General features: G+C 68.0%; 21 protein-coding genes. 6 read left to right on the forward strand and 15 right to left on the reverse strand.

Annotated elements, in window-relative coordinates; translation table 11 throughout:
* Positions 1 to 77: 77 nt before the first annotated feature.
* Positions 78 to 587 (reverse strand): acetolactate synthase small subunit, encoded by a 510-nt coding sequence (ilvN, locus tag RMCN_RS16435; RefSeq protein WP_064351164.1) that lies wholly within the window; start codon positions 585 to 587, stop codon positions 78 to 80.
* Positions 587 to 2,455: an acetolactate synthase large subunit gene (locus tag RMCN_RS16440; protein ID WP_067390997.1), complete on the reverse strand. Its 1,869-nt coding sequence runs from the start codon at positions 2,453 to 2,455 to the stop codon at positions 587 to 589. The genes ilvN and RMCN_RS16440 overlap by 1 nt, the downstream gene beginning before the upstream one ends.
* Before the next feature lie 258 nt (positions 2,456 to 2,713).
* Between RMCN_RS16440 and RMCN_RS16445 the strand changes: the two genes are divergently transcribed.
* A complete protein-coding gene (locus RMCN_RS16445; RefSeq protein WP_409366053.1) occupies positions 2,714 to 3,109 on the forward strand; it encodes a PH domain-containing protein in 396 nt (131 codons plus the stop codon).
* On the opposite strand, the gene RMCN_RS16450 is transcribed toward RMCN_RS16445, so the two are convergent.
* A complete protein-coding gene (locus RMCN_RS16450) occupies positions 3,106 to 3,933 on the reverse strand; it encodes a DoxX family protein (RefSeq protein WP_067391244.1) in 828 nt (275 codons plus the stop codon). The two genes, RMCN_RS16445 and RMCN_RS16450, sit on opposite strands and share 4 nt — an antisense overlap.
* Positions 3,934 to 4,072: 139 nt before the next feature.
* Here RMCN_RS16450 and RMCN_RS16455 point away from each other — a divergent pair, with 139 nt between their 5' ends.
* A complete protein-coding gene (locus tag RMCN_RS16455; protein ID WP_067391000.1) occupies positions 4,073 to 5,194 on the forward strand; it encodes a PQQ-dependent sugar dehydrogenase in 1,122 nt (373 codons plus the stop codon).
* A 21-nt stretch (positions 5,195 to 5,215) separates the two neighbouring features.
* On the opposite strand, the gene RMCN_RS16460 is transcribed toward RMCN_RS16455, so the two are convergent.
* Both RMCN_RS16460 and RMCN_RS16465 read right to left on the reverse strand, forming a co-directional pair.
* Positions 5,216 to 5,533 carry a DMT family transporter gene (locus RMCN_RS16460; protein ID WP_067391003.1) on the reverse strand — a complete coding sequence of 106 codons (318 nt, stop codon included), beginning with the start codon at positions 5,531 to 5,533 and terminating at the stop codon, positions 5,216 to 5,218.
* Between the two features lie 6 nt (positions 5,534 to 5,539).
* A complete protein-coding gene (locus RMCN_RS16465) occupies positions 5,540 to 6,280 on the reverse strand; it encodes an SDR family NAD(P)-dependent oxidoreductase (protein WP_067391006.1) in 741 nt (246 codons plus the stop codon).
* A gap of 99 nt (positions 6,281 to 6,379) precedes the next feature.
* Here RMCN_RS16465 and RMCN_RS16470 point away from each other — a divergent pair, with 99 nt between their 5' ends.
* Positions 6,380 to 6,985 (forward strand): TetR/AcrR family transcriptional regulator, encoded by a 606-nt coding sequence (locus RMCN_RS16470; protein ID WP_067391009.1) that lies wholly within the window; start codon positions 6,380 to 6,382, stop codon positions 6,983 to 6,985.
* A gap of 73 nt (positions 6,986 to 7,058) precedes the next feature.
* Here RMCN_RS16470 and gatB read toward each other — a convergent pair whose 3' ends face one another.
* The 4 genes from gatB to gatC all read right to left on the reverse strand — a co-directional run bounded on the left by gatB (position 7,059) and on the right by gatC (position 11,472).
* Complete coding sequence (gene gatB, locus RMCN_RS16475; RefSeq protein ID WP_067391012.1) at positions 7,059 to 8,561, reverse strand: Asp-tRNA(Asn)/Glu-tRNA(Gln) amidotransferase subunit GatB; 1,503 nt, start codon at positions 8,559 to 8,561, stop codon at positions 7,059 to 7,061.
* 23 nt (positions 8,562 to 8,584) lie between these two features.
* On the reverse strand, positions 8,585 to 9,616 hold the full coding sequence (locus RMCN_RS16480; RefSeq protein ID WP_064414780.1) for an ATP-dependent 6-phosphofructokinase: 1,032 nt from the start codon (positions 9,614 to 9,616) through the stop codon (positions 8,585 to 8,587).
* A 78-nt stretch (positions 9,617 to 9,694) separates the two neighbouring features.
* Positions 9,695 to 11,158: an Asp-tRNA(Asn)/Glu-tRNA(Gln) amidotransferase subunit GatA gene (gatA, locus tag RMCN_RS16485; RefSeq protein WP_067391247.1), complete on the reverse strand. Its 1,464-nt coding sequence runs from the start codon at positions 11,156 to 11,158 to the stop codon at positions 9,695 to 9,697.
* Between the two features lie 14 nt (positions 11,159 to 11,172).
* Positions 11,173 to 11,472, reverse strand: coding sequence for an Asp-tRNA(Asn)/Glu-tRNA(Gln) amidotransferase subunit GatC (gatC, locus tag RMCN_RS16490; RefSeq protein ID WP_064414778.1), 300 nt, complete (start codon positions 11,470 to 11,472; stop codon positions 11,173 to 11,175).
* An 80-nt stretch (positions 11,473 to 11,552) separates the two neighbouring features.
* Here gatC and RMCN_RS16495 point away from each other — a divergent pair, with 80 nt between their 5' ends.
* A complete protein-coding gene (locus RMCN_RS16495) occupies positions 11,553 to 12,209 on the forward strand; it encodes an ACT domain-containing protein (RefSeq protein WP_067391250.1) in 657 nt (218 codons plus the stop codon).
* A 34-nt stretch (positions 12,210 to 12,243) separates the two neighbouring features.
* Here RMCN_RS16495 and RMCN_RS16500 read toward each other — a convergent pair whose 3' ends face one another.
* Both RMCN_RS16500 and ligA read right to left on the reverse strand, forming a co-directional pair.
* Positions 12,244 to 12,498 (reverse strand): metallothionein, encoded by a 255-nt coding sequence (locus tag RMCN_RS16500; RefSeq protein WP_064351170.1) that lies wholly within the window; start codon positions 12,496 to 12,498, stop codon positions 12,244 to 12,246.
* Between the two features lie 80 nt (positions 12,499 to 12,578).
* Positions 12,579 to 14,690, reverse strand: a complete 2,112-nt coding sequence (gene ligA, locus RMCN_RS16505; protein ID WP_067391015.1) for an NAD-dependent DNA ligase LigA — start codon at positions 14,688 to 14,690, stop codon at positions 12,579 to 12,581.
* A 52-nt stretch (positions 14,691 to 14,742) separates the two neighbouring features.
* Between ligA and RMCN_RS16510 the strand changes: the two genes are divergently transcribed.
* Positions 14,743 to 15,147 (forward strand): MmcQ/YjbR family DNA-binding protein, encoded by a 405-nt coding sequence (locus RMCN_RS16510; RefSeq protein ID WP_067391018.1) that lies wholly within the window; start codon positions 14,743 to 14,745, stop codon positions 15,145 to 15,147.
* A gap of 37 nt (positions 15,148 to 15,184) precedes the next feature.
* Positions 15,185 to 16,786 carry a 4-coumarate--CoA ligase family protein gene (locus tag RMCN_RS16515; protein ID WP_067391021.1) on the forward strand — a complete coding sequence of 534 codons (1,602 nt, stop codon included), beginning with the start codon at positions 15,185 to 15,187 and terminating at the stop codon, positions 16,784 to 16,786.
* 3 nt (positions 16,787 to 16,789) lie between these two features.
* On the opposite strand, the gene RMCN_RS16520 is transcribed toward RMCN_RS16515, so the two are convergent.
* The 4 genes from RMCN_RS16520 to RMCN_RS16535 form a co-directional block, all read right to left on the reverse strand.
* A complete protein-coding gene (locus tag RMCN_RS16520) occupies positions 16,790 to 17,656 on the reverse strand; it encodes a hypothetical protein (RefSeq protein ID WP_067391024.1) in 867 nt (288 codons plus the stop codon).
* A 124-nt stretch (positions 17,657 to 17,780) separates the two neighbouring features.
* On the reverse strand, positions 17,781 to 18,113 hold the full coding sequence (locus tag RMCN_RS16525; RefSeq protein ID WP_067391026.1) for an ArsR/SmtB family transcription factor: 333 nt from the start codon (positions 18,111 to 18,113) through the stop codon (positions 17,781 to 17,783).
* On the reverse strand, positions 18,110 to 18,604 hold the full coding sequence (locus RMCN_RS16530; RefSeq protein ID WP_067391030.1) for an SRPBCC family protein: 495 nt from the start codon (positions 18,602 to 18,604) through the stop codon (positions 18,110 to 18,112). The genes RMCN_RS16525 and RMCN_RS16530 overlap by 4 nt, the downstream gene beginning before the upstream one ends.
* A 153-nt stretch (positions 18,605 to 18,757) precedes the next feature.
* Positions 18,758 to 19,768, reverse strand: a complete 1,011-nt coding sequence (locus tag RMCN_RS16535) for a uroporphyrinogen decarboxylase/cobalamine-independent methonine synthase family protein (RefSeq protein WP_067391032.1) — start codon at positions 19,766 to 19,768, stop codon at positions 18,758 to 18,760.
* Between the last annotated feature and the right edge of the window lie 47 nt (positions 19,769 to 19,815).

Raw genomic sequence — 19,815 nt, forward strand, 5'->3', positions numbered from 1 at the left:
CACTGAATTTCCTTATCTACTCACTTGATTGGGGACTGGTCGGGTTGAGTTGTGGGCTACTCGTCTCGATCCTGCGCTTACTTCGTGGTCCCGATACTTCGTGGACCGCGCGACAGGGACACCACACCGGACTGCACAATCTCGCGGATTCCGAAGGGCTCCAACACCCGCAGCAGCGCCTCGAGCTTCTCGGGTGTACCGGTCGCCTCGACGGTCAACGACTCGGTCGATACGTCGACGACCTTCGCGCGGAACAGGTTCACCGCCTCGATGACCTGCCCGCGGGTCGACGCGTCGGTGCGCACTTTGATCAGCGCGAGCTCGCGCGAGACCGAGTTCTCTTCCTCCTGCTCGACGATCTTGATCACGTTCACCAGCTTGTTGAGCTGTTTGGTGATCTGCTCGAGCGGCGCCTCGTCGACGCTGACGACGATCGTCATCCGCGACATGTTCTTCTGCTCGGTCGCACCGACGGCCAGGGACTGGATGTTGAAGCCGCGCCGGGAGAACAGCGACGCGACCCGCGCCAGGACACCCGGCTTGTCCTCAACCAGAACCGACAACGTCTGCGTAGCGGCGGTACTCATCAGGCGTGCCCTTCTTCTGGATCGTCGAACAGCGGGCGGATGCCGCGCGCGGCCTGGATCTCGTCGTTGCTCGTGCCCGCCGCGACCATGGGCCACACCTGAGCGTCTGCGCCGACGATGAAATCGATCACGACCGGGCGGTCGTTGATCTCGCGGGCCTGGCGGATCACGTCCTCGACGTCTTCGGCTCGCTCGCAACGCAATCCGACGCACCCGAGCGCCTCGGCGAGCTTGACGAAATCGGGGATGCGATGCGAGTGCGTGGCCAGATCCGTTTGGCTGTACCGCTCTTCGTAGAACAGCGTCTGCCACTGTCGCACCATGCCGAGGTTGCCGTTGTTGATCAGCGCCACCTTGATCGGCGCACCCTCCACGGCACAGGTGGCCAACTCCTGGTTGGTCATCTGGAAGCAGCCGTCGCCGTCGATGGCCCACACCTCGGCCTCCGGGCGGCCGAACTTGGCCCCCATCGCCGCGGGCACGGCGTAGCCCATGGTGCCCAGTCCGCCGGAGTTGAGCCATGTCTTGGGCTTCTCATAGGAGATGAACTGCGCGGCCCACATCTGGTGCTGACCGACGCCTGCGACGTACACCGCGTCGGGCCCGGCCATCTTGCCCAGCGTCTCGATGACGTACTCCGGAGAAAGGCTGCCGTCGCTCTGGGGGCCGTAGCTCAACGGGTAGGTCGCCTGCACACCGCTCAGGTACTCCAGCCAGTTGTCGATCTTGATCGCGTCGGCGGTGCCGTCGCGGCGTAGCGCCACGACCAGCTCGGCGATCACGGCCTTGACGTCACCCACGATCGGCACGTCGGCGTGGCGGTTCTTGCCGATCTCGGCCGGGTCGATGTCGGCGTGGATGACCTTGGCTTCGGGTGCGAAGGAGTCCAGCCGCCCGGTCACCCGGTCATCGAAACGGGTGCCCAGCGCGATCAGCAGGTCGCTGCGCTGCAGGGCGGCCACCGCGGACACCGTGCCGTGCATCCCCGGCATGCCCATGTTCTGCGGATGGCTGTCGGGGAACGCCCCGCGCGCCATCAGCGTGGTGACGACGGGAATTCCGGTCAGCTCGGCCAGATCCAGCAGTTCCTCGCTGGCCTCACCGCGGATCACCCCGCCGCCGACGTAGAGCACCGGCTTGCGAGCGGCGGCGATCAGCTTGGCGGCCTCGCGGATCTGGCGGTTGTGCGGTTTGGTGTTCGGCTTGTAGCCCGGCAGGTCGATGCGCGGCGGCCAGCTGAACGTGCACTGCCCCTGCAGAACGTCCTTGGGAATGTCGACGAGCACCGGCCCGGGGCGGCCCGAGGACGCGATGTGGAACGCCTCAGCGATGGCCTGCGGGATCTCGTCGCCGCTGCGCACCAGGAAGTTGTGCTTGGTGATCGGCATCGTGATGCCGGAGATGTCGGCCTCCTGGAACGCATCGGTGCCGATCAGGCCGCGTCCGACCTGGCCGGTGATCGCCACCACCGGAATGGAGTCCATGTGCGCGTCGGCCAGCGGCGTGACGAGGTTGGTGGCACCGGGTCCCGAGGTGGCCATCATCACGCCGACCTTGCCGGTCGCGTGAGCGTAACCGCTGGCCGCATGCCCGGCGCCCTGCTCGTGGCGGACCAGGACGTGGCGCAGCTTCTTGGAATCGAACAGCGGGTCGTAGACCGGCAGGACCGCGCCGCCGGGGATCCCGAAGATGGTGTCGACGTCGAGTTCCTCCAGCGACCGGATGACCGCCTGCGCACCCGTCATCTGTTGCGGCGCAGTGCGTTTGGCCGGTGCGGGCGCAGACTTGGCCGCCGGTCGCGTGGCATGTCCGTCGTCGGGCACGGTTGCCGCCACCTGCTCCAGCGGTCGGGTTGTTGGTGCGCTCACGGTGTTCGTTCTCCTAAATCCTTCTTCGGATCCGTCTCTAGGGTCTCAAATTCGGTGGTCGGGCAAGAAAAAACCCCCGTCAGCTGGGTCGCTGTACGAGGGTCGCGCGTTGATGCCGGAGTTATGCCCGAGTAAGGGCGAGCGCGGCATCAACGCGCTTCCCGATTACTACGAGCAACCCCAGGGCCTGCATAACCGTCGACGGTAGCCTCTGCACTGGTCACAGGTCAAATTGCGGCACGGTGCGAAGATGGCGGGGTGAGTTCGAAGGCCGCACCCGCTCCCGTCGTCATCCGCATCTCCCCCATGGCGCATTTCGCCGTCGCCTTTCTGGCGTTCAGCATGCTTTCGCTGGTCCTGGCGGGCCTCACCTGGGTGGCGGCCCTGCTGATCATCCCGATCGTGTTGTCCGTGTTCGTCGCGCGCTACCGCACCGTCGCCGACCGCGACCACGTGACGGCACGCACGCTCTGGGGTAGCGAGACCGTCGACTGGAGCGATATCGACGGCCTTCGGTTCGGCAAAGGGTCATCGGCCTACGCCCACCTGAAGGACGGCAGGGACGTGCGGTTGCCCACCGTGACGTTCGCGACGTTGCCGCTGCTGACCGAGGCCAGCGGCGGGCGGGTGCCGAATCCGTATTCGAGGGATTAGGCGAACGGATTGCCGCCGTTGAGCAGCACCCAGATCGCCACACCCGCGCCTGCGCCGAGGACCAGCGCGCCGAGCGATCCGAGGAAGGGCCGGCGCGCCCAACCGCGTCCGGCGTCGAATCCGTACCTGCCGGGCCCGGTCAACACCAGCGCCGCCACCGCGCAGGCCAGGAACACCTTGTACTCGTGTCCATCGGTGAGGAAGTCCGACAGCCGCGCCTCCTCGTGCGCGACCATCGCCTCGGCCAGCACGCCGGTCACCAGATACGCCAGCGCGCCGGCGGCGGCCACGGGCGTGAAGAGACCCAGGACGAGTAGCACCCCGGCGGCGATCTGTCCGAAGGCGCCGACGTAGGTCAGGATGTCGGCATAGCGGAAGCCCATATCGGACAGCTCCGCTTCCCAACCGTTGAGCCCGGGGCCACCCCACAGGCCGAACGCCTTCTGCAGGCCGTGGCCGATGAACAGGGCGCCCACCGCGAGCCGCAACAGCAGAAGGCCGAGGTCGATGGTGCCGCGCCGCTCGGGCGCGACGCGGAACGGATCGGGGCCGACCTCCGCCGGTTCCGCCGAGTAGTCGAGTGCATGCCGTCCGCCGGGCTGCACGTACGGCAGCGGCTCGGGATCGTTGAGCAGTCCGAAGCCGGTGGAGACCGGCGCTCCGGTGTTCGAGTCGTAGTGCGGGATCGCGGTGGTCTCGAAGTCGCCGGCGTAGTTGGCCGACGGGAGATCGTCTTCAGGGTCGACCAGGCTCGCCGACACGGGCCGCCCGGGCGCGTCGTCGGGCCGTTGCCAGGCGCGTGGGTCATTGGAATGACTGGTCACCATGCCAGCGTAAGTGCTTGTCACCCGGTAGCCGGGTATTGGCGCGGTGCTTTCGGGGCCTTAATTCGCCGACGGTTCGCGGTGCGCTCCAGCGGGTGCGCGTGGCGAACACCTCCGAATGATCCGTAACCTGGCTCGCATGAAACTGCGCCGGCCGATGCGGGGTGTGCTCGCCGTGGCGTGCGCGGCGTTGCTCGTCGGGTCGGGGTGCGCACGATTCGACGATCTGCAGTCGCAGCCGTTCACCACTGAGCCCCAGCTCGAGCCCGGCCCGACGTCGACACCTCCGCCACCGCCGCCGCTGCCCCCGACGCCGTTTCCGAAGGAGTGCCCGGCGCCCGGCGTCATGCAGGGCTGCCTGGAAAGCACCAGCGGCCTGATCATGCTGCCCGACAGCCAGTCGGCCCTGGTCGCCGAGCGCACGACCGGTGTGGTCAAGGAGGTCTCGGTACGGGCAGAGCCCAAGGTCAAGACGACGCTGCCGGTCGACGGCTCGGGCGACGGCGGGCTGATGGACATCGTGCTGTCGCCGACGTACCAACAGGACCGGCTGATGTACGCCTACGTCAGCACCCCGACCGACAACCGCGTCATCCGCATCGCCGACGGCGACATCCCCAAGCCGATCCTGACCGGTATACCGAAGGGCGCCACCGGCAACACCGGCGCGTTGATCTTCACCAGCCCGACGACGCTGCTCGTGCAAACCGGCGACGCGGGCAATCCCGCCGATGCCGCGAACCCGGGGTCGCTGGCCGGTAAGGCATTGCGGATCGAGCAGCCCACCACGGTCGACCAGGCCCCGACGACCACGGCGCTGTCGGGGTTGGGCGCCGCGGGCGGTATGTGCCTCGACCACTCGGACGGATCGCTGTACATCACTGACCGCGCCCCCTCCGGTGACCGGCTGCAGCGCATCACCAAGGATTCCAAGACGTCGACGGTGTGGACCTGGCCCGACCGGCCCGGTGTCGCGGGCTGCTCCGCGCTCGACGGGTCGGTCCTGGTCAACCTGGTCAACACCAAGCAAACCGTCGCCGTGCGGCTCGCACCCGAGACCGGCGCGGTGACCGGCGATCCCGAGGTGGTGCGCCAGGACCAGCACGGCCACGCCTGGGCGCTGGCGATGTCGCCCGACGGCAACATCTGGGGCGCCACGATCAACAAGACGGCCGGCGATGCCCAGAAGCTCGACGATGTCGTCTTCCCGCTGTTCCCGCAGGGCGGCGGGTTCCCGCGCAGTCCCGCGGACAACACGTAACCGCCTGCGCGGCAGACGGTTTCAGCTCTCGACGATACGCAGGCCGATGACGCCCATGACGATGGCGGCAAGACACGCCACGCGCGCCGCGCTGGCCGGCTCACCGAGCAGGAACACCCCCGCGACCGCGACGCCGACCGCGCCGATGCCCACCCAGACCGCATAGCCGGTGCCCGCGGGCAACTGACGGAGCGCGAGCGTCAGCAGGATGAAGCTGAGCAGCGCGACACCGACGCCGATCACGCTGGGGACCAGCCGGCTGAACCCCTCGGACTGTTTGAGCGCGATCGCCCAGACGACCTCGAGCAGCCCCGCGGCAACCAGGATCAGCCAGGCCATCGCGGGTCACGCATTCGTCCCACCGTCGACGGTGAGAACCGCCCCGGTGATATTCGATGCACCCGGACCCGCAAGGAACGCAACGGAATCCGCGATGTCGTCGGCGGTGGCATACCGGCCGAGGGCACTGAGCGCGCGCTGCTCGTCGGCTCCGGCGCCGTCGGCGGGATTCATATCGGTGTCGGTCGAGCCGGGCTGCACGAGGTTGACGGTGATGTCCCGTCCCCCGAGGTCGCGCGCGAGACCTTTGGTGAACCCGATGAGCGCGGCCTTGCTCATCGAGTAGAGCGTGACCCCGGCATGCGGCACCCGTTCGGCGAGATTGCTTCCGATGCTGATGATCCGGCCGCCACCGGGCATGTACCGCACCGCGGCCTGACTGGCCAGGTACACGGCACGGGCGTGGATGGCCAGCGTGCGGTCGATCTCCTCGACCGATACCGCCTCGATCGGCCCGTAGGGAAAGACGCCGGCATTGTTGACCAGGATGTCGAGCTTGCCGAAGTGGGTACTCGCCTGCTCGACCGCGGCGGGCACGTCGGCCGCGGAGGCGCTGTCCGCGCGGATCGCCAGGCCGCGCCGACCGCGGGCCTCGATTCCGTCGACGACCTCGTCGGCGCGCTCCTTGGACTGGGCGTAGGTGATGGCCACGTCCGCGCCCCGTTCGGCAAGGCGAGCGGCGATGGCAGCCCCGATCCCGCGACTGGCGCCCGTGACCAACGCCGCCTTCCCCGTCAGGTCCGTCATCCCGGCCTTCTTTTATGTATCGTTCGATACATAATTAACTTTCCTGCGTATACTTGTCAACAATTTCTTTGACGTTCGATACAGAAGGGGTGCGAGTACATGGCGTCACGCGGCCGGCCGCGCACCTTCGATCGCACCGAAGCCCTGGAACGCGCCATGGAGGTGTTCTGGCAGCACGGCTACGAGGGCACGTCGATGAGCGACCTGACCGCGGCGATGGGCATCAATTCGCCGAGCCTGTATGCGGCGTTCGGTTCCAAGGAGGAGTTGTTCCGCGAAGCCGTCGCCCGCTACGACCAGACCCTGGGGGCCACCGCGGCAGCCGAGTTGCGCGATCGGCCCACCGCACGGGAGGCCATCGCCGCGGTGCTGCGACACCACGCGGACGTGTTCTGCGATCCAGACAAACCTCGCGGCTGCATGATCGTCCTCGCCGCCACCACCTGTACCGAACGCACCCGCTCAGTGCACGAACACCTCGCCGAGTGGCGGGTCGCCACCGAGGATGCGTTCCGCGCTCGGGTCGAACGCGGGATCGCCGACGGCGACGTCCCGGCCGGAGCCGACGCCGCGACCATCGCCGCGTTCTACAACACCGTGAACCACGGGATGGCGATACAAGCCCGCGACGGCGCGGACCGAACGAAGTTGTCGTCGATAGCCGAAGCTGCCATCGCGGCCTGGAACGGCGTCGTCTCGGGATAACCGTCTCCGCGCTCGAAACTGCAACTACTGCTGTGAATAAGCGTCGAGCACGACCCTGTGTGCAGTTTCGGCGCTAGCTGCAGGCCGCCAAGACCAACTCGCGCACCCGCGCCGCGTCGGCCTGACCCTTGGTGGCCTTCATGACCGCGCCGACGATCGCCCCCGCGGCCTGCACCTTGCCGCCCCGAATCTTCTCGACGATGCCGGGATTGGCCGCCAGCGCCTCGTCGACGGCGGCCTGCAGCGCCGAATCGTCGCGCACGACCTCGAGCCCGCGGTCCTTCATCACCTGCTCGGGTTCTCCCTCGCCGGCCAACACACCCTCGACCACCTGCCGAGCGAGCTTGTTGGACAGCTTGCCGTCGTCGACGAACTTCACGACCGCGGCCACCTGCGCGGGCGTGATCGGCAGCGCATCGAGTTCCACCCGGGCTTCGTTGGCCTTCTGCACCAGGAAGTTTCCCCACCATGCCCGGGCCGCGTCGCTGGATGCGCCCTGTTCGACGGTGGCGGCGATCAGGTCGAGGGCGCCGATGTTGACGAGGTCGCGCATCACCTCGTCGGAAATCCCCCATTCTTCCTGAATCCGCTTGCGGGACAGCCACGGAAGCTCGGGGATCGTCGCGCGCAACCGCTCGATCCACTCCGCGTCCGGTGCCACCGGCTCGAGGTCCGGCTCGGGAAAATACCGGTAATCCTCGGCGGTTTCCTTGCTGCGACCCGGTGAGGTGTAGCCGTCCTCGTGAAAATGCCTCGTTTCCTGGGTGATTCGCCCACCAGAGTCGAGAACCGCTGCCTGGCGGCGCATCTCGTAGCGGACGGCGACCTCGACGCTCTTGAGCGAGTTGACATTCTTGGTTTCGGTTCGGGTGCCGAACTCCTTCTGCCCCACCGGTTTCAGAGATACGTTGGAGTCACAGCGCATCGATCCCTGATCCATGCGGACATCGGAGACGCCCAGACCACGCAGCAGATCGCGCAGCGCCGTCACGTAGGCACGGGCGATCTCGGGCGCACGCTCACCGGCACCCTCGATGGGCTTGGTGACGATCTCGATCAGCGGTACACCCGACCGGTTGTAGTCGATCAGCGAGGTCGTGGCGCCCTCGATGCGACCGGTCTCGCTACCGAGGTGGGTCAGCTTGCCGGTGTCCTCCTCCATGTGGGCCCGCTCGATCTCGACCCGCCAGGTCGAACCGTCGTCGAGCGGCACGTCGAGGTGACCGTTGATCGCGATCGGCTCGTCGTACTGCGAGATCTGGTAGTTCTTCGGCATGTCCGGATAGAAGTAGTTCTTGCGGGCGAACCGGCACCACGGGACGATCTCACAGTTCAGCGCCAACCCGATCCGGATCGCCGACTCGACGGCCTTCTCGTTGAGCACCGGCAGCGATCCGGGCAGCCCCAGGCAGACGGGGCACACCTGGGTGTTGGGTTCGGCGCCGAACCTGTTGGCGCAACCGCAGAACATCTTGGTCGCGGTGGACAGTTCGACGTGGACTTCCAGCCCGAGCACGGGCTCGTAGCGCGCGACGACGTCGTCGTAGTCCAGCAGGTCGGCGGTCGCAGCAGTCATGACCCCGATCCTAGTAAGCGGGCTCAGCCGAAGAACTCCGCGGCGTCGTCGTACCGGCTCTGCGGGACGAGCTTCAACTGACGGGTGGCATCGGCGAGCGACACACGGCCGATCTCCTGGCCGCGCAGCGACACCATCATCCCGTACTCGCCCGCGTGTGCGGCGTCGGCGGCGTTGACGCCGAAGCGGGTGGCCAGCACGCGGTCGAAGGGCGTCGGCGTTCCGCCGCGCTGCACGTGCCCGAGCACGGTGACCCGGACCTCCTTATTGATCCGCTTCTCCACCTCGAGGGCGAGCTGCTGGGCGACGCCGGTGAAGCGCTCATGGCCGAACTCGTCAACCCCACCCTGGCGCAGTTGCATCGACCCCTCGGCCGGCTTCGCCCCTTCTGCCACCACGCAGATGAAGTGCGAATCGCCGCGCACGAAGCGCTGTTTGATCAGGCGGCAGACCTCTTCGACGTCGAAGGGCTGTTCGGGGATGAGGGTCATGTGCGCCCCCGACGCCAACCCCGCATTCAGTGCGATCCAGCCCGCGTGGCGGCCCATCACCTCGACGAGCATCACGCGCTGGTGCGATTCCGCGGTGCTGTGCAACCGGTCGATGGCCTCGCTCGCCACCCCCAGCGCGGTGTCGTGGCCGAACGTGACATCGGTGCAGTCGATGTCGTTGTCGATGGTCTTCGGCACGCCGACGACGGGAACGTTCTCCTCGGAGAGCCAGTGCGCGGCCGTGAGCGTGCCCTCGCCGCCGATCGGGATCAGCACGTCGATGCCGTTGTCGTCGAGCGTCTGCTTGATCTGATCCAGCCCGGCGCGCAACTTCTCCGGATGCACGCGGGCGGTACCCAGGATCGTGCCGCCCTTCGCCAGCAGCCGGTCGTTACGGTCGTCGTTGGCCAGCTGTATGCGGCGGTTCTCCAGCAGACCGCGCCAGCCGTCCTGAAAGCCGACGACCGACGATCCGTAGCGCACATCGCACGTGCGCACCACGGCCCGGATGACCGCGTTCAGTCCCGGACAGTCACCGCCACCGGTCAGCACTCCGATCCGCATGGCTACATCCTCCCCGAGCGCGCACATGTTTGCGCCCTCACTCGGCGTTTGCGTCCGATTAGCGTGCGCTCGCGGCGACTAAACCGCCGTCGACAGCGGTCCGCGCGCCGCCTCGTAGGCCGCACCGACGCGGTACAGCCGGTCGTCGGCCAGCGCGGGCGCCATGATCTGCAGTCCGACGGGCAGGTTGTCGTCCGGTGACAGCGCCGCAGGCACCGACATTCCGCAGTGTCCGGCCAGGTTCAGCGGCAGCGTGCACAGGTCGAACAGGTACATCGCCAACGGGTCGTCGACCTTCTCCCCCAACGGGAATGCCGTGGTCGGCGTCGTCGGCGAGATCAGCACGTCGACCTTCCGGTACGCCTCGTCGAGATCGCGCGCGATCAGCGTGCGCACCTTCTGCGCCTGGTTGTAGTACGCGTCGTAGTAACCCGCCGACAACGCATAGGTGCCAATCATGATGCGGCGTTTGACTTCCGGGCCGAATCCGGCGGCGCGGGTCAATGCCATGACTTCCTCGGCGCTGTGTGTGCCGTCATCACCGACGCGCATCCCGAAGCGCATCCCGTCGAACCGCGCGAGATTGCTGGAGACCTCCGAGGGAAGGATCAGGTAGTAGGCCGGCAGCGAGTAGTCGAAGTGCGGGCAGTCCACCTCGCTGACCTCGGCGCCCAGCGCGGTCAACTGTTCGACGGCGGCGTTGAACGACTCCAGCACACCGGACTGGTAACCGTCGCCGCGCAACTGCTTCACCACCCCGATCCGCACACCCGCCAGGTCGCCGGCCGCCCCTGCCCGCGCGGCGGCGACAACGTCGGGCACCGCGGCGTGCACCGACGTGGAGTCCTTCGCGTCGTGCCCGGCGATCACCTGGTGCAGCAGTGCGGTGTCCAGGACGGTGCGCGCGCACGGGCCACCCTGGTCGAGCGAGGACGCGCAGGCGACCAGCCCGTAGCGCGACACGGTTCCGTAGGTCGGTTTGACGCCGACCGTGGCGGTCAGCGCGGCCGGCTGGCGGATCGAGCCGCCGGTGTCGGTGCCGATCGCCAATGGCGCCTGGAACGCCGCCAGCGCTGCGGCGCTGCCTCCGCCCGAGCCGCCGGGGACGCGCTCGACGTCCCACGGGTTGCGCGTCGGCCCGTACGCGGAGTTCTCCGTGGACGATCCCATCGCGAACTCGTCCATGTTGGTCTTGCCCAGTATCGGCAGGCCCGCGGCGCGTAGCCGCATGGTGACGGTCGCGTCGTAGGGGGACGTCCAGCCCTCGAGGATCTTCGATCCGCAGGTGGTCGGCATGTCGGTGGTGGTGAACACGTCCTTGAGGGCCACCGGCACCCCGGCCAGTGGCGAGGGCAGGTCTTCTCCGGCCGCGACGGCCGCATCGACGCGTGCCGCGGCCGCCAGCGCGCGTTCCGCTGCGACGTGCAGGAACGCGTGGTAGCGGTCGTCGGTCGCCGCGATCTGCTCCAGATGCGCCTGGGTGACCTCCGTCGACGACACTTCGTTGGCGGCGATCTTTTCTCCGAGCGTCGCCGCGTCCATCCGGGTGAGATCGCTCACTGCGCCTCCCCGAGGATCCGGGGCACCGCGAACCGGCCCTCGGCCGCCTTGGGCGCCTGGTCCAGCGCCTCCTCCTGCGTCAGACACGGCTCGACCGTGTCGGGCCGGAACACGTTGACGTCGGTGAGCGGGTTCCCGGTCGGCGTGACCCCTTCGACGTCGACGGACTGGATTTGGCTGACGTGACCGAGGATGGCGTCCAACTGGCCGGCATAGCTGTCCAGCTCGTCTTCGGTCAGGGCGAGGCGGGCCAGACGCGCCAGATGGGCTACCTCGTCTCGGGAGATCTGCGACACGACAAGCAAGCCTAGTCATCGCCGTCGCGGCCGCCGAGGCCGGAATGCCTGCCCCCATTCTCTGTGCGACAGTGTTGCGCGTGCCTACGTACCTGCTGCGGGTCCAGCTTGAGGACCGGCCCGGCAGCCTCGGCTCACTGGCCGTGGCGCTCGGGTCGGTGGGCGCCGACATTCTGTCGCTTGACGTGGTGGAACGCTCGGCCGGTTACGCCGTCGACGATCTGGTGGTCGAGCTGCCCGGGGGCGCGATGCCCGACATGCTGATCACCGCCGCCGAGCAGATCAAAGGCGTCTACGTCGACTCCATCCGTCCGCACACCGGGCTGCTCGAGGCGCATCGCGAACTCGAACTCATCGACCACATCGCCGCGGCGGACCGCAAGAAGAGGCTGCAGGTGCTCGCCGACGAGGCGCCCAGGGTGCTGCGCGTGGGCTGGACGTCGGTGGTGCGGCTGACCGACAACGGCCCGGAACGCCTCGTCGGTAGCTCCGGGGCCCCCGAGACCCAGGTGGAAGAGGCGCCGTGGCTGCCGCTCGACCACGCCGAGGCGCTCGACGGTGACGCCGCGTGGGTGCCGCAGGTGTGGCGCGACATGGCGACCACCCTGGCCGCCGCCCCACTCGGTGACCCCCGCACCGCGGTGGTGCTGGGCCGCCCCGGCGGGCCACAGTTTCGGCCGTCCGAGGTAGCCAGGCTGGGCTACCTAGCGGGAATCGTCGCGACGATTCTGCGCTGACGGTCGCAGAGCCGTTGCGCCGGAACGGAACTCGTCAGCCGCCGGCGGGTACCGGCCAACGGTCGTTGACGTCGGCGTTGGTGTCCTTGCGGGCACAGTGCGCGCAACAGAAGATCGCCTCTTCGGTCTCGATGCCGTGCCCGAGGATTCGGCACCCGCAGTGCGCGCACTCCGGGGCCAGCTGGCCCGCCGCGCACTCGACACTGTCGAACGTCGCGCTGCGGCCGTCGGGCCACGTCACGGTGAACGCCTTGTCGTAGTCGTTGCCACAGGTATCGCAGATCGCCATCACAACTCCTTGTCGATTCGCCCAGTCGGGTGCCCGGTGAGCGGGGCGAACAAACGCGGCAGCAGTCAGAGAACCGCGACTCAGACTCCGTCGGGCCCGTTCTGCAGCAACCGGGCGAACCCGTCCTCGTCGAGAATCGGCACCCCCAGTTCGACGGCCTTGTCGTACTTCGAACCCGGCGAATCACCGGCGACCACGTATGCCGTCTTCTTCGACACGGAGCCGGCAGCCTTGCCGCCGCGAGCGACGATCGCCTCCTTGGCCTCGTCGCGCGAGTAGCCGGTCAGCGACCCGGTGACGACAATCGACAACCCCTCCAAGGTCCGTTCGATGCTGGCGTCGCGTTCGTCGGCCATCCGCACGCCCGCGGCACGCCATTTGTCGATGATCGCGCGGTGCCAGTCGACGGTGAACCACTCGGTCACCGCGGCGGCGATCGTCGGGCCCACACCTTCGACGACCGACAGCTCTTCTTCCGACGCCGCCATGACCGCGTCGAGGCTGCCGTACTCGGTGGCCAGGGCGCGCGCCGCCGTCGGCCCGACATGCCGGATCGACAACGCGACCAGCACCCGCCACAGCGGTTGGGATTTCGCCTTGTCCAGGTTGGCCAGCAGACGTTTCCCGTTCGCCGAGAGCTGCCCGGTCTTGGTGGTGAACAGGTCGGTGCGCAGCAGGTCCTCTTCGGTCAGCGTGAACAGGTCGCCCTCGTCGGTGATGACGCCGGCCTGCAGCAGAGCCGTACCCGCCTCGTAGCCCAGTCCCTCGATGTCGAACGCGCCGCGGCCGGCGACATGAAACACGCGCTCGCGCAACTGCGCCGGACACGACCGGGTGTTGGGGCAGCGGATGTCGGCGTCGCCCTCCTTTGCGGGGGCGAGCTTGGTTCCGCACTCGGGACAGTGGGTCGGCATCACGAACTCGCGTTCGGAGCCGTCGCGCAGATCGACGACCGGACCGAGAACCTCGGGGATCACGTCACCCGCCTTGCGGATGACCACCGTGTCACCGATGAGCACGCCTTTGCGCTTGACCTCCGAGGCGTTGTGCAGCGTCGCCTGGCTGACCGTCGAGCCGGCCACCTTGACCGGTTCCATCCACGCGAACGGCGTGACGCGGCCGGTGCGCCCGACGTTGACCCTGATGTCGAGCAGTTTGGTCTGCGCCTCCTCGGGCGGGAACTTGTAGGCGATGGCCCAGCGCGGCGCCCGCGAGGTGGAGCCGAGCCTGCGCTGCAACGCGACATCGTCGACTTTGACCACCACACCGTCGATTTCGTGTTCGACGTCGTGGCGGTGCTCGCCCCAGTAGGCGATGCGTTCGGTGACCGCGTCGATTCCCGTCACCTGGGCGGTGTGCTCGGAGACCGGCAGCCCCCAGGCCGCCAGCGCGCGATAGGCGTCGTGCAGCGTCTTGGGCCGGAACCCCTCGGCCCGCCCTATGCCGTGGCAGATCATCCGCAGCTTGCGACGCGCGGTGACGGCGGGGTTCTTCTGCCGCAGCGAACCCGCGGCGCTGTTACGTGGATTGGCGAACGGCGGCTTGCCTTCGGCGACCAGCCCGGCGTTGAGTTCCTCGAAGTCGGCGACCCGGAAGAACACCTCGCCGCGTACTTCGAGAACCTTCGGTAGCGGGAATTCCTTGCTGTCGGTGAGCTTTTGGGGCACATCGCCGATAGTGCGGGCGTTCAACGTGACGTCTTCACCGGTGCGGCCGTCACCGCGGGTGGCCGCGCGCTCCAACCGGCCGTCGCGGTACACCAGTGAAAGCGCCACCCCGTCGATCTTGAGTTCGCACAGGAATTGCGCCTCCTGCAGCACGTTCGGTCCGATCTCGCCCTTGAGTCGCCCCGCCCACGCGGCCAGTTCATCGGGGGTGAACGCGTTGTCCAGGCTCAACATCCGCTCGAGGTGCTCGGCGGGGGTGAAATCGGTGGCGAAGCCCGCCCCACCGACCAGCTGCGTCGGCGAATCCGGGGTCCGCAGTTCCGGGTGCTCGTCTTCGAGCGCTTCTAGTTCGCGCAGCAGCGTGTCGAATTCGGCGTCGGTGATGATCGGCGAGTCACGCACGTAATAGCGGAACTGATGCTCACGCACCTCATCAGCGAGCTCTTGCCAGCGGCGACGCGTGTCGGCGTCGGGGGCGTCGTCAGCCTGTGCGGCCAGCGCGTCTTCCGCACCCTTGGAGGTCACCTTCGCAGGCTAACCGAGCGGCCCGACAGCACCGCACCGTTACCCTGACCCCATGCCGCACCCGATCATGTTCCGCGACGACGACCCGGTGCTGGCCCGGGTACGGACGGTGGCGTTGGCGTTCCCCGAGGCTCACGAGAAGGTCTCGCACGGACGGCCCGCGTTCTTCGTCGCCAAGATGTTCGCCATGTACGGCGGCAGCGTCAAACCACCGACCAAGGGCGACTACATTCAGTACCCGCAGTCGATCCTGGTCAAAGTCGACGAGAGCGAACGGCAGGCACTGCAGCAGGACCCCCGATTCTTCGCTCCCGCCTACCTCGCACCCTCGGGATGGCTCGGGCTCGACCTGTCGGCTCGCAAGAAGGTCAACTGGGATGAGGTGCGCGAGCTGATCGATGCGTCGTTTCGGTTGACCGCGCCCAGGAAACTCGTCAAGCAACTCGACGAGGTCTGAACAGGTACCGGCAGGCCATGATTCGATCGGAGACGCCATGAGTTTCGCGAGCCCCTTCCCCGAGGTCGACATCCCGTCCACCAGCGTCTACGACTACCTGTTCGGCGATATCGCCGAGGCCGACCTCGACCGCGTCGCACTCGTCGATGCGAAATCGGGGCGGCAGACCACCTACCGCGAGACGATCACGCGCATCGACGCGTTCGCGGGCGCGCTCGCCGGGCGCGGGATCGGCGTCGGCGATGTGGTCGGTCTGCTCTCGCCGAACAGCTCGGGGTTCGCCGTCGCATTTCACGGCATTCTGCGCGCGGGCGCGACGGCCACGACCATCAACGCGCTGTTCACCGCCAAGGACATCGCCAAGCAGTTGACCGACTCGAAAGCCAGGATGCTCGTGACGGTGTCGCCGCTGCTGGCGCAGGCCGAGGAAGCCGCCGCGGCGGTCGGCATTGCCGACGACGGGCTCGTCGTGCTCGACGGACCCGGCCTGGCCGTCGACGGGCATCCCAATGCCGACGACCTCATGGGTCCGGGCCATCCGGCACCGGAGGTGAGCTTCGCGCCCTCGTCGCACTTGGCAGTGCTGCCCTACAGCTCGGGGACGACCGGAAATCCGAAGGGCGTCATGCTCACCCACCGCAACCTGGTGGCCAACGTCGCCCAGATCAGACCGCTGCACGGCATGGTCGCCGACGACACGGTGCTGGCCGTTCTGCCGTTCTTCCACATCTACGGGATGACCGTGCTGCTGAACGCAGCGCTGCACGCCCGGGCCCGTCTGGTCATCATGCCGAGCTTCGATCTCGGCGACTTCCTGGGCAACATCGCGAACCACGCCTGCACCATCGCCTTCATCGCGCCGCCCGTCGCCGTTGCGCTGGCCAAGCATCCGCTGGTCGACGAGTACGACCTGTCGTCGTTGAATGTCGTGATGTCGGGAGCGGCCCCCCTGGACGCCGACCTGGGCCACGCCGTCGCCGAGCGCCTGGGGTGCCGCGTGCTTCAGGGTTACGGCATGAGCGAGCTCAGCCCCGTCAGCCACATCACGCCGTTCGACGGCGGCCGACACGAGATGAACATGGAGGCCCCGCTCAGCTCGGTCGGCTGGACGGTATCGAACGCCGCGTCCAAAATCGTCGACCCCGAGACCGGCGACGAGATCGACCCGCCCACAGAGGGTTTGAGCAAAACCGGCGAACTGTTGTTCAAGGGACCCAACGTGATGGCGGGGTACCTCGGCAACGAGAAGGCCACCAAGGAGACCATCGACGACCAGGGCTGGTTACACACCGGTGACCTCGCGCAGGTCGACGCCAATGGCTGCGTCTACATCGTCGACCGGCTCAAGGAGCTGATCAAGTACAAGGGTTATCAGGTGCCGCCCGCCGAACTGGAGGCCGTGCTGCTGACCCACCCCGACATCGCCGACGCAGCGGTGGTCGGAGTCGTCGACGCCGAAGCTGAAGAGGTGCCGAAGGCGTTCGTGGTCAAGCGATCCGGCGCTGAGTTGACCGAGCAGCAGGTGATCGAGTTCGTCGCGGGCGAGGTGGCTCCCTACAAGAAGGTCCGCCAGGTGGCTTTCATCGATGCGGTGCCGAAGTCGGCATCCGGCAAGATTCTCCGCAAGGATCTGAAGTAGCGGTCAGGGCCGGCCGATCCGTTCGGCGGCCTGCGCCGCCCGCGCCTGCCGGTAGCCCAGCGCGGCTCCCGCCACCGGGATGAGCAGCAATCCGGCCAGACCCCACAGCGGGTCGTTCGTTCCTGCGCCGGGTGCGACGACGAACTGGCCCACCACCGCGGGCGGAGTGCCCACCCGGTCCAACGGGGCTGGCGCCGGCGGGGCCGGTACGAGCGGCGGCGGGAGGACCGGTTGCGCGGGCACCGGCCCTGCAGGCGCCAGTGCGGTTGACGGCCAACGGTTTTCGGATTGTGGGCCACGGCTCTCCGGGGCGCGGCCGTTGCCGATCGTCACCTGGGGCGGTTCGAACGCGGCGGCCGGTGCGCTCGCGACACCGGAGCCGCCAGAGGCAACCGGGCCACCCGTCACCGCGATGGTCGCGGGCGCTTCGACGGGAGGCGCCGCGACGGCCGACCGGTTCGCCGATGCGTCAGGCGTCGCCGCGCGGCTGGCCGATGCTGTGCGGTTGGCCGATGGCCCGGGCGACGCGGTGCGGCCAGCCGATTCCGGATCGACAGCTGCCGACCGGTTCCCCGGCGACGGATTCGGGAGGTCTTCGCGGCCCGATCCGACCCGCGACGACGGGGCCGCGCCTGGCCCTTTGGCGTCCCCGCCCCGTTTGCTGTCGGCGGGGCGCTTGCTGTCGCGACGGTCGTTGCCGTGCTTGCCGTTGCCGGATCCGCCTCCGTGGTCGCCGCCACGATCGGCGCTGTGTCCCCGGTCCGAGCCGCGCGAATCACCGGGATGGGCGTATGCGACTGCCGCACCTGATCCGCTCACCAGGAGAAATACGGACACCACGCCGGCACCTGCGGCGAGGCGCGGGTTCATCCGGACACCGTTCCCTTCTCGGCAAAGGCGATCGACGCCGCCTGCGAAGAATTCTCGCACGCGGACGCCCTCAAAACGAGGTGTCCAGCAGGAATGCCCGCAAATTGTTCAGCGAATCGCGTCCTCAGTGATCCTCGACGTGCGCCCGCAGCCGGTCGAGGGCGCGGTCCCACCGCTGGGAGAGCTTCGAAAGGTACTCGCTGGCGTCGGCGAGGGGCGCGGGACGCATCCGCCAGATGCGTTCACGGCCACTGCGCTGGCTGCTCACCAGGCCCGCCGATTCCAACAGCAGGAGGTGTTTGGTGGTTGCCTGCCGACTGACCGGGATCACCTCGGCGACTTCGCTGGTCGAACACGGCCCGCCGTCGCACAGTCTCGTGACGATGCGCAGGCGGTTCGGATCGCCCAGGGCGTTGAACAACGACGACACCGGCGCGTCCGCCGTCGATGTGCTCACACTGCCTCGCTGACGGCGAGGTACTTGCGCACCAGTTCGGTCTGCGTGGCCCAGCCCTCGCTGTTGCCCTCGAATGCCGACGTCCGACGGTGTGGGGGCAGCGCGTCGAATCCGGACTCGACGATGCGCAGCAGCACACCCTCGGCCACCTCTTCGAGCGTGAACTCGACCAACGTCGTCGGTTCCTCGGAAACGTCAACGCCCTCCTCGACCCCGTAGGGGTGCCAGCGGAACGCCAGTCGTCGTGGCGGTTCGACCGCCTCGATGTGCCATGGGTCGGCGGTGCCGGCGTACGGTTCCTGCTGCTTGGCGACGTCGGCGTCGACCGCCGTCGGCGTCATGACGCCGGTGATCGAGGTGCCGGCCACGAAGGGCCCGTCGAAACGCACTCCGAACCATTGGCCGAACTCGTCGGCGTCGCTGATCGCCCGCCAGACGCGGTCGAGCGGTGCCTTCAGCAGAACTTGCTTCTCGATCCGATCCGTACTCATATGCAACCTCCTGGTTGCTCCTCAATGTAGTGAGGACGACCCGCTAACGCAACCTTTTGGTTGCTCTTTCTGTCGGTTGCGCCGAATTCTGCCGAGGGGGAGCGGTTTTCGACTGGGGGGCGAGCGAGCCTGGCGCAGAGTTGGTAACGCGACCTAGATCGCGTCGGGGTCCTCCGCGAGGGCGTCCGCCGCTTTCTGCGCCAATCCGATCGCGGTGCGCGCCCATTCGGTGGTGGCGCCCGCCAGACCGCACGCGGGCGAAATGCCGGTCCTCTCCCTGAGCACGGACCGGGCGAAGCCGAGTCGGTCGGTCAGCGACACCGCGGCCTTGGCGATCTCCTCGGCCGAAGGACGGCTTTCCGGTGCCGTCGTGGGCACCACGCCGAACACCACGGTGCGACCGGAGTCGACGAACTCCCCCGCACCGTCGAGATCATCGGCCACCAGTGTGGACACATCGATGGAAACCGCATCGATGCGACTGCGCTGCAACACCTTCCATGGCACATCCGACGCGCAGCTGTGCACGGCCACCGGGACGCCCACTGCCGCGACACATTCGTCGAGCAAGCCGACGGCCACCGCCTCGTCGACGGCGTGCACCGGCGTCAGGCCGGTCACCCCGCTCAGCCGGCCCTCGAGCGCGGCGGACAACAGTGGTTCGTCGAATTGGACGACGACCGCGGCGTCCAGACGTCGACCGACATCCGCGCGGTGCGCTGCAACACCTTCGGCCAGCGAGGCGGTGAGGTCACGCACCGCGCCTCGATCGGTCAGCGCGCGATGGCCGTTGGCGAGCTCGAGCTGCGCCGCCAACGTGACCGGTCCCGGCGACTGAACCTTGACGGTGCGGCCACCGCCGCGCAAACCTGCCTTCTCCCAGGCCTCTTCGAGCGCATCGAGGTCCTCATCGAGCAGGCTCTTGGCGCGCTTCAGCACCGCTGTGCGGCCCGCCGCGATCCGATATCCGCGGGGCACGGTGTCCATCCCGATGTCGACCAGAATCGCCCCGGCCCGGCCGATCATGTCGGCGCCCACGCCGCGGCCGGGCAGCTCCGCCAGATGCGGCAAGGTGTGCAGTTCGCCGACGACGACCTCGGCGGCCTCGCGCGCCGACGTTCCGGGCCATGACCCGATGCCGGTGGCTGTGGCGAAAGCACTCACTCGTTTGACAGTATTCGATCGGGCTAGTCTCATCTCAAAAGGGTTGG

This window comes from Mycolicibacterium novocastrense, from assembly GCF_001570485.1.
Lineage (GTDB): Bacteria > Actinomycetota > Actinomycetes > Mycobacteriales > Mycobacteriaceae > Mycobacterium > Mycobacterium novocastrense.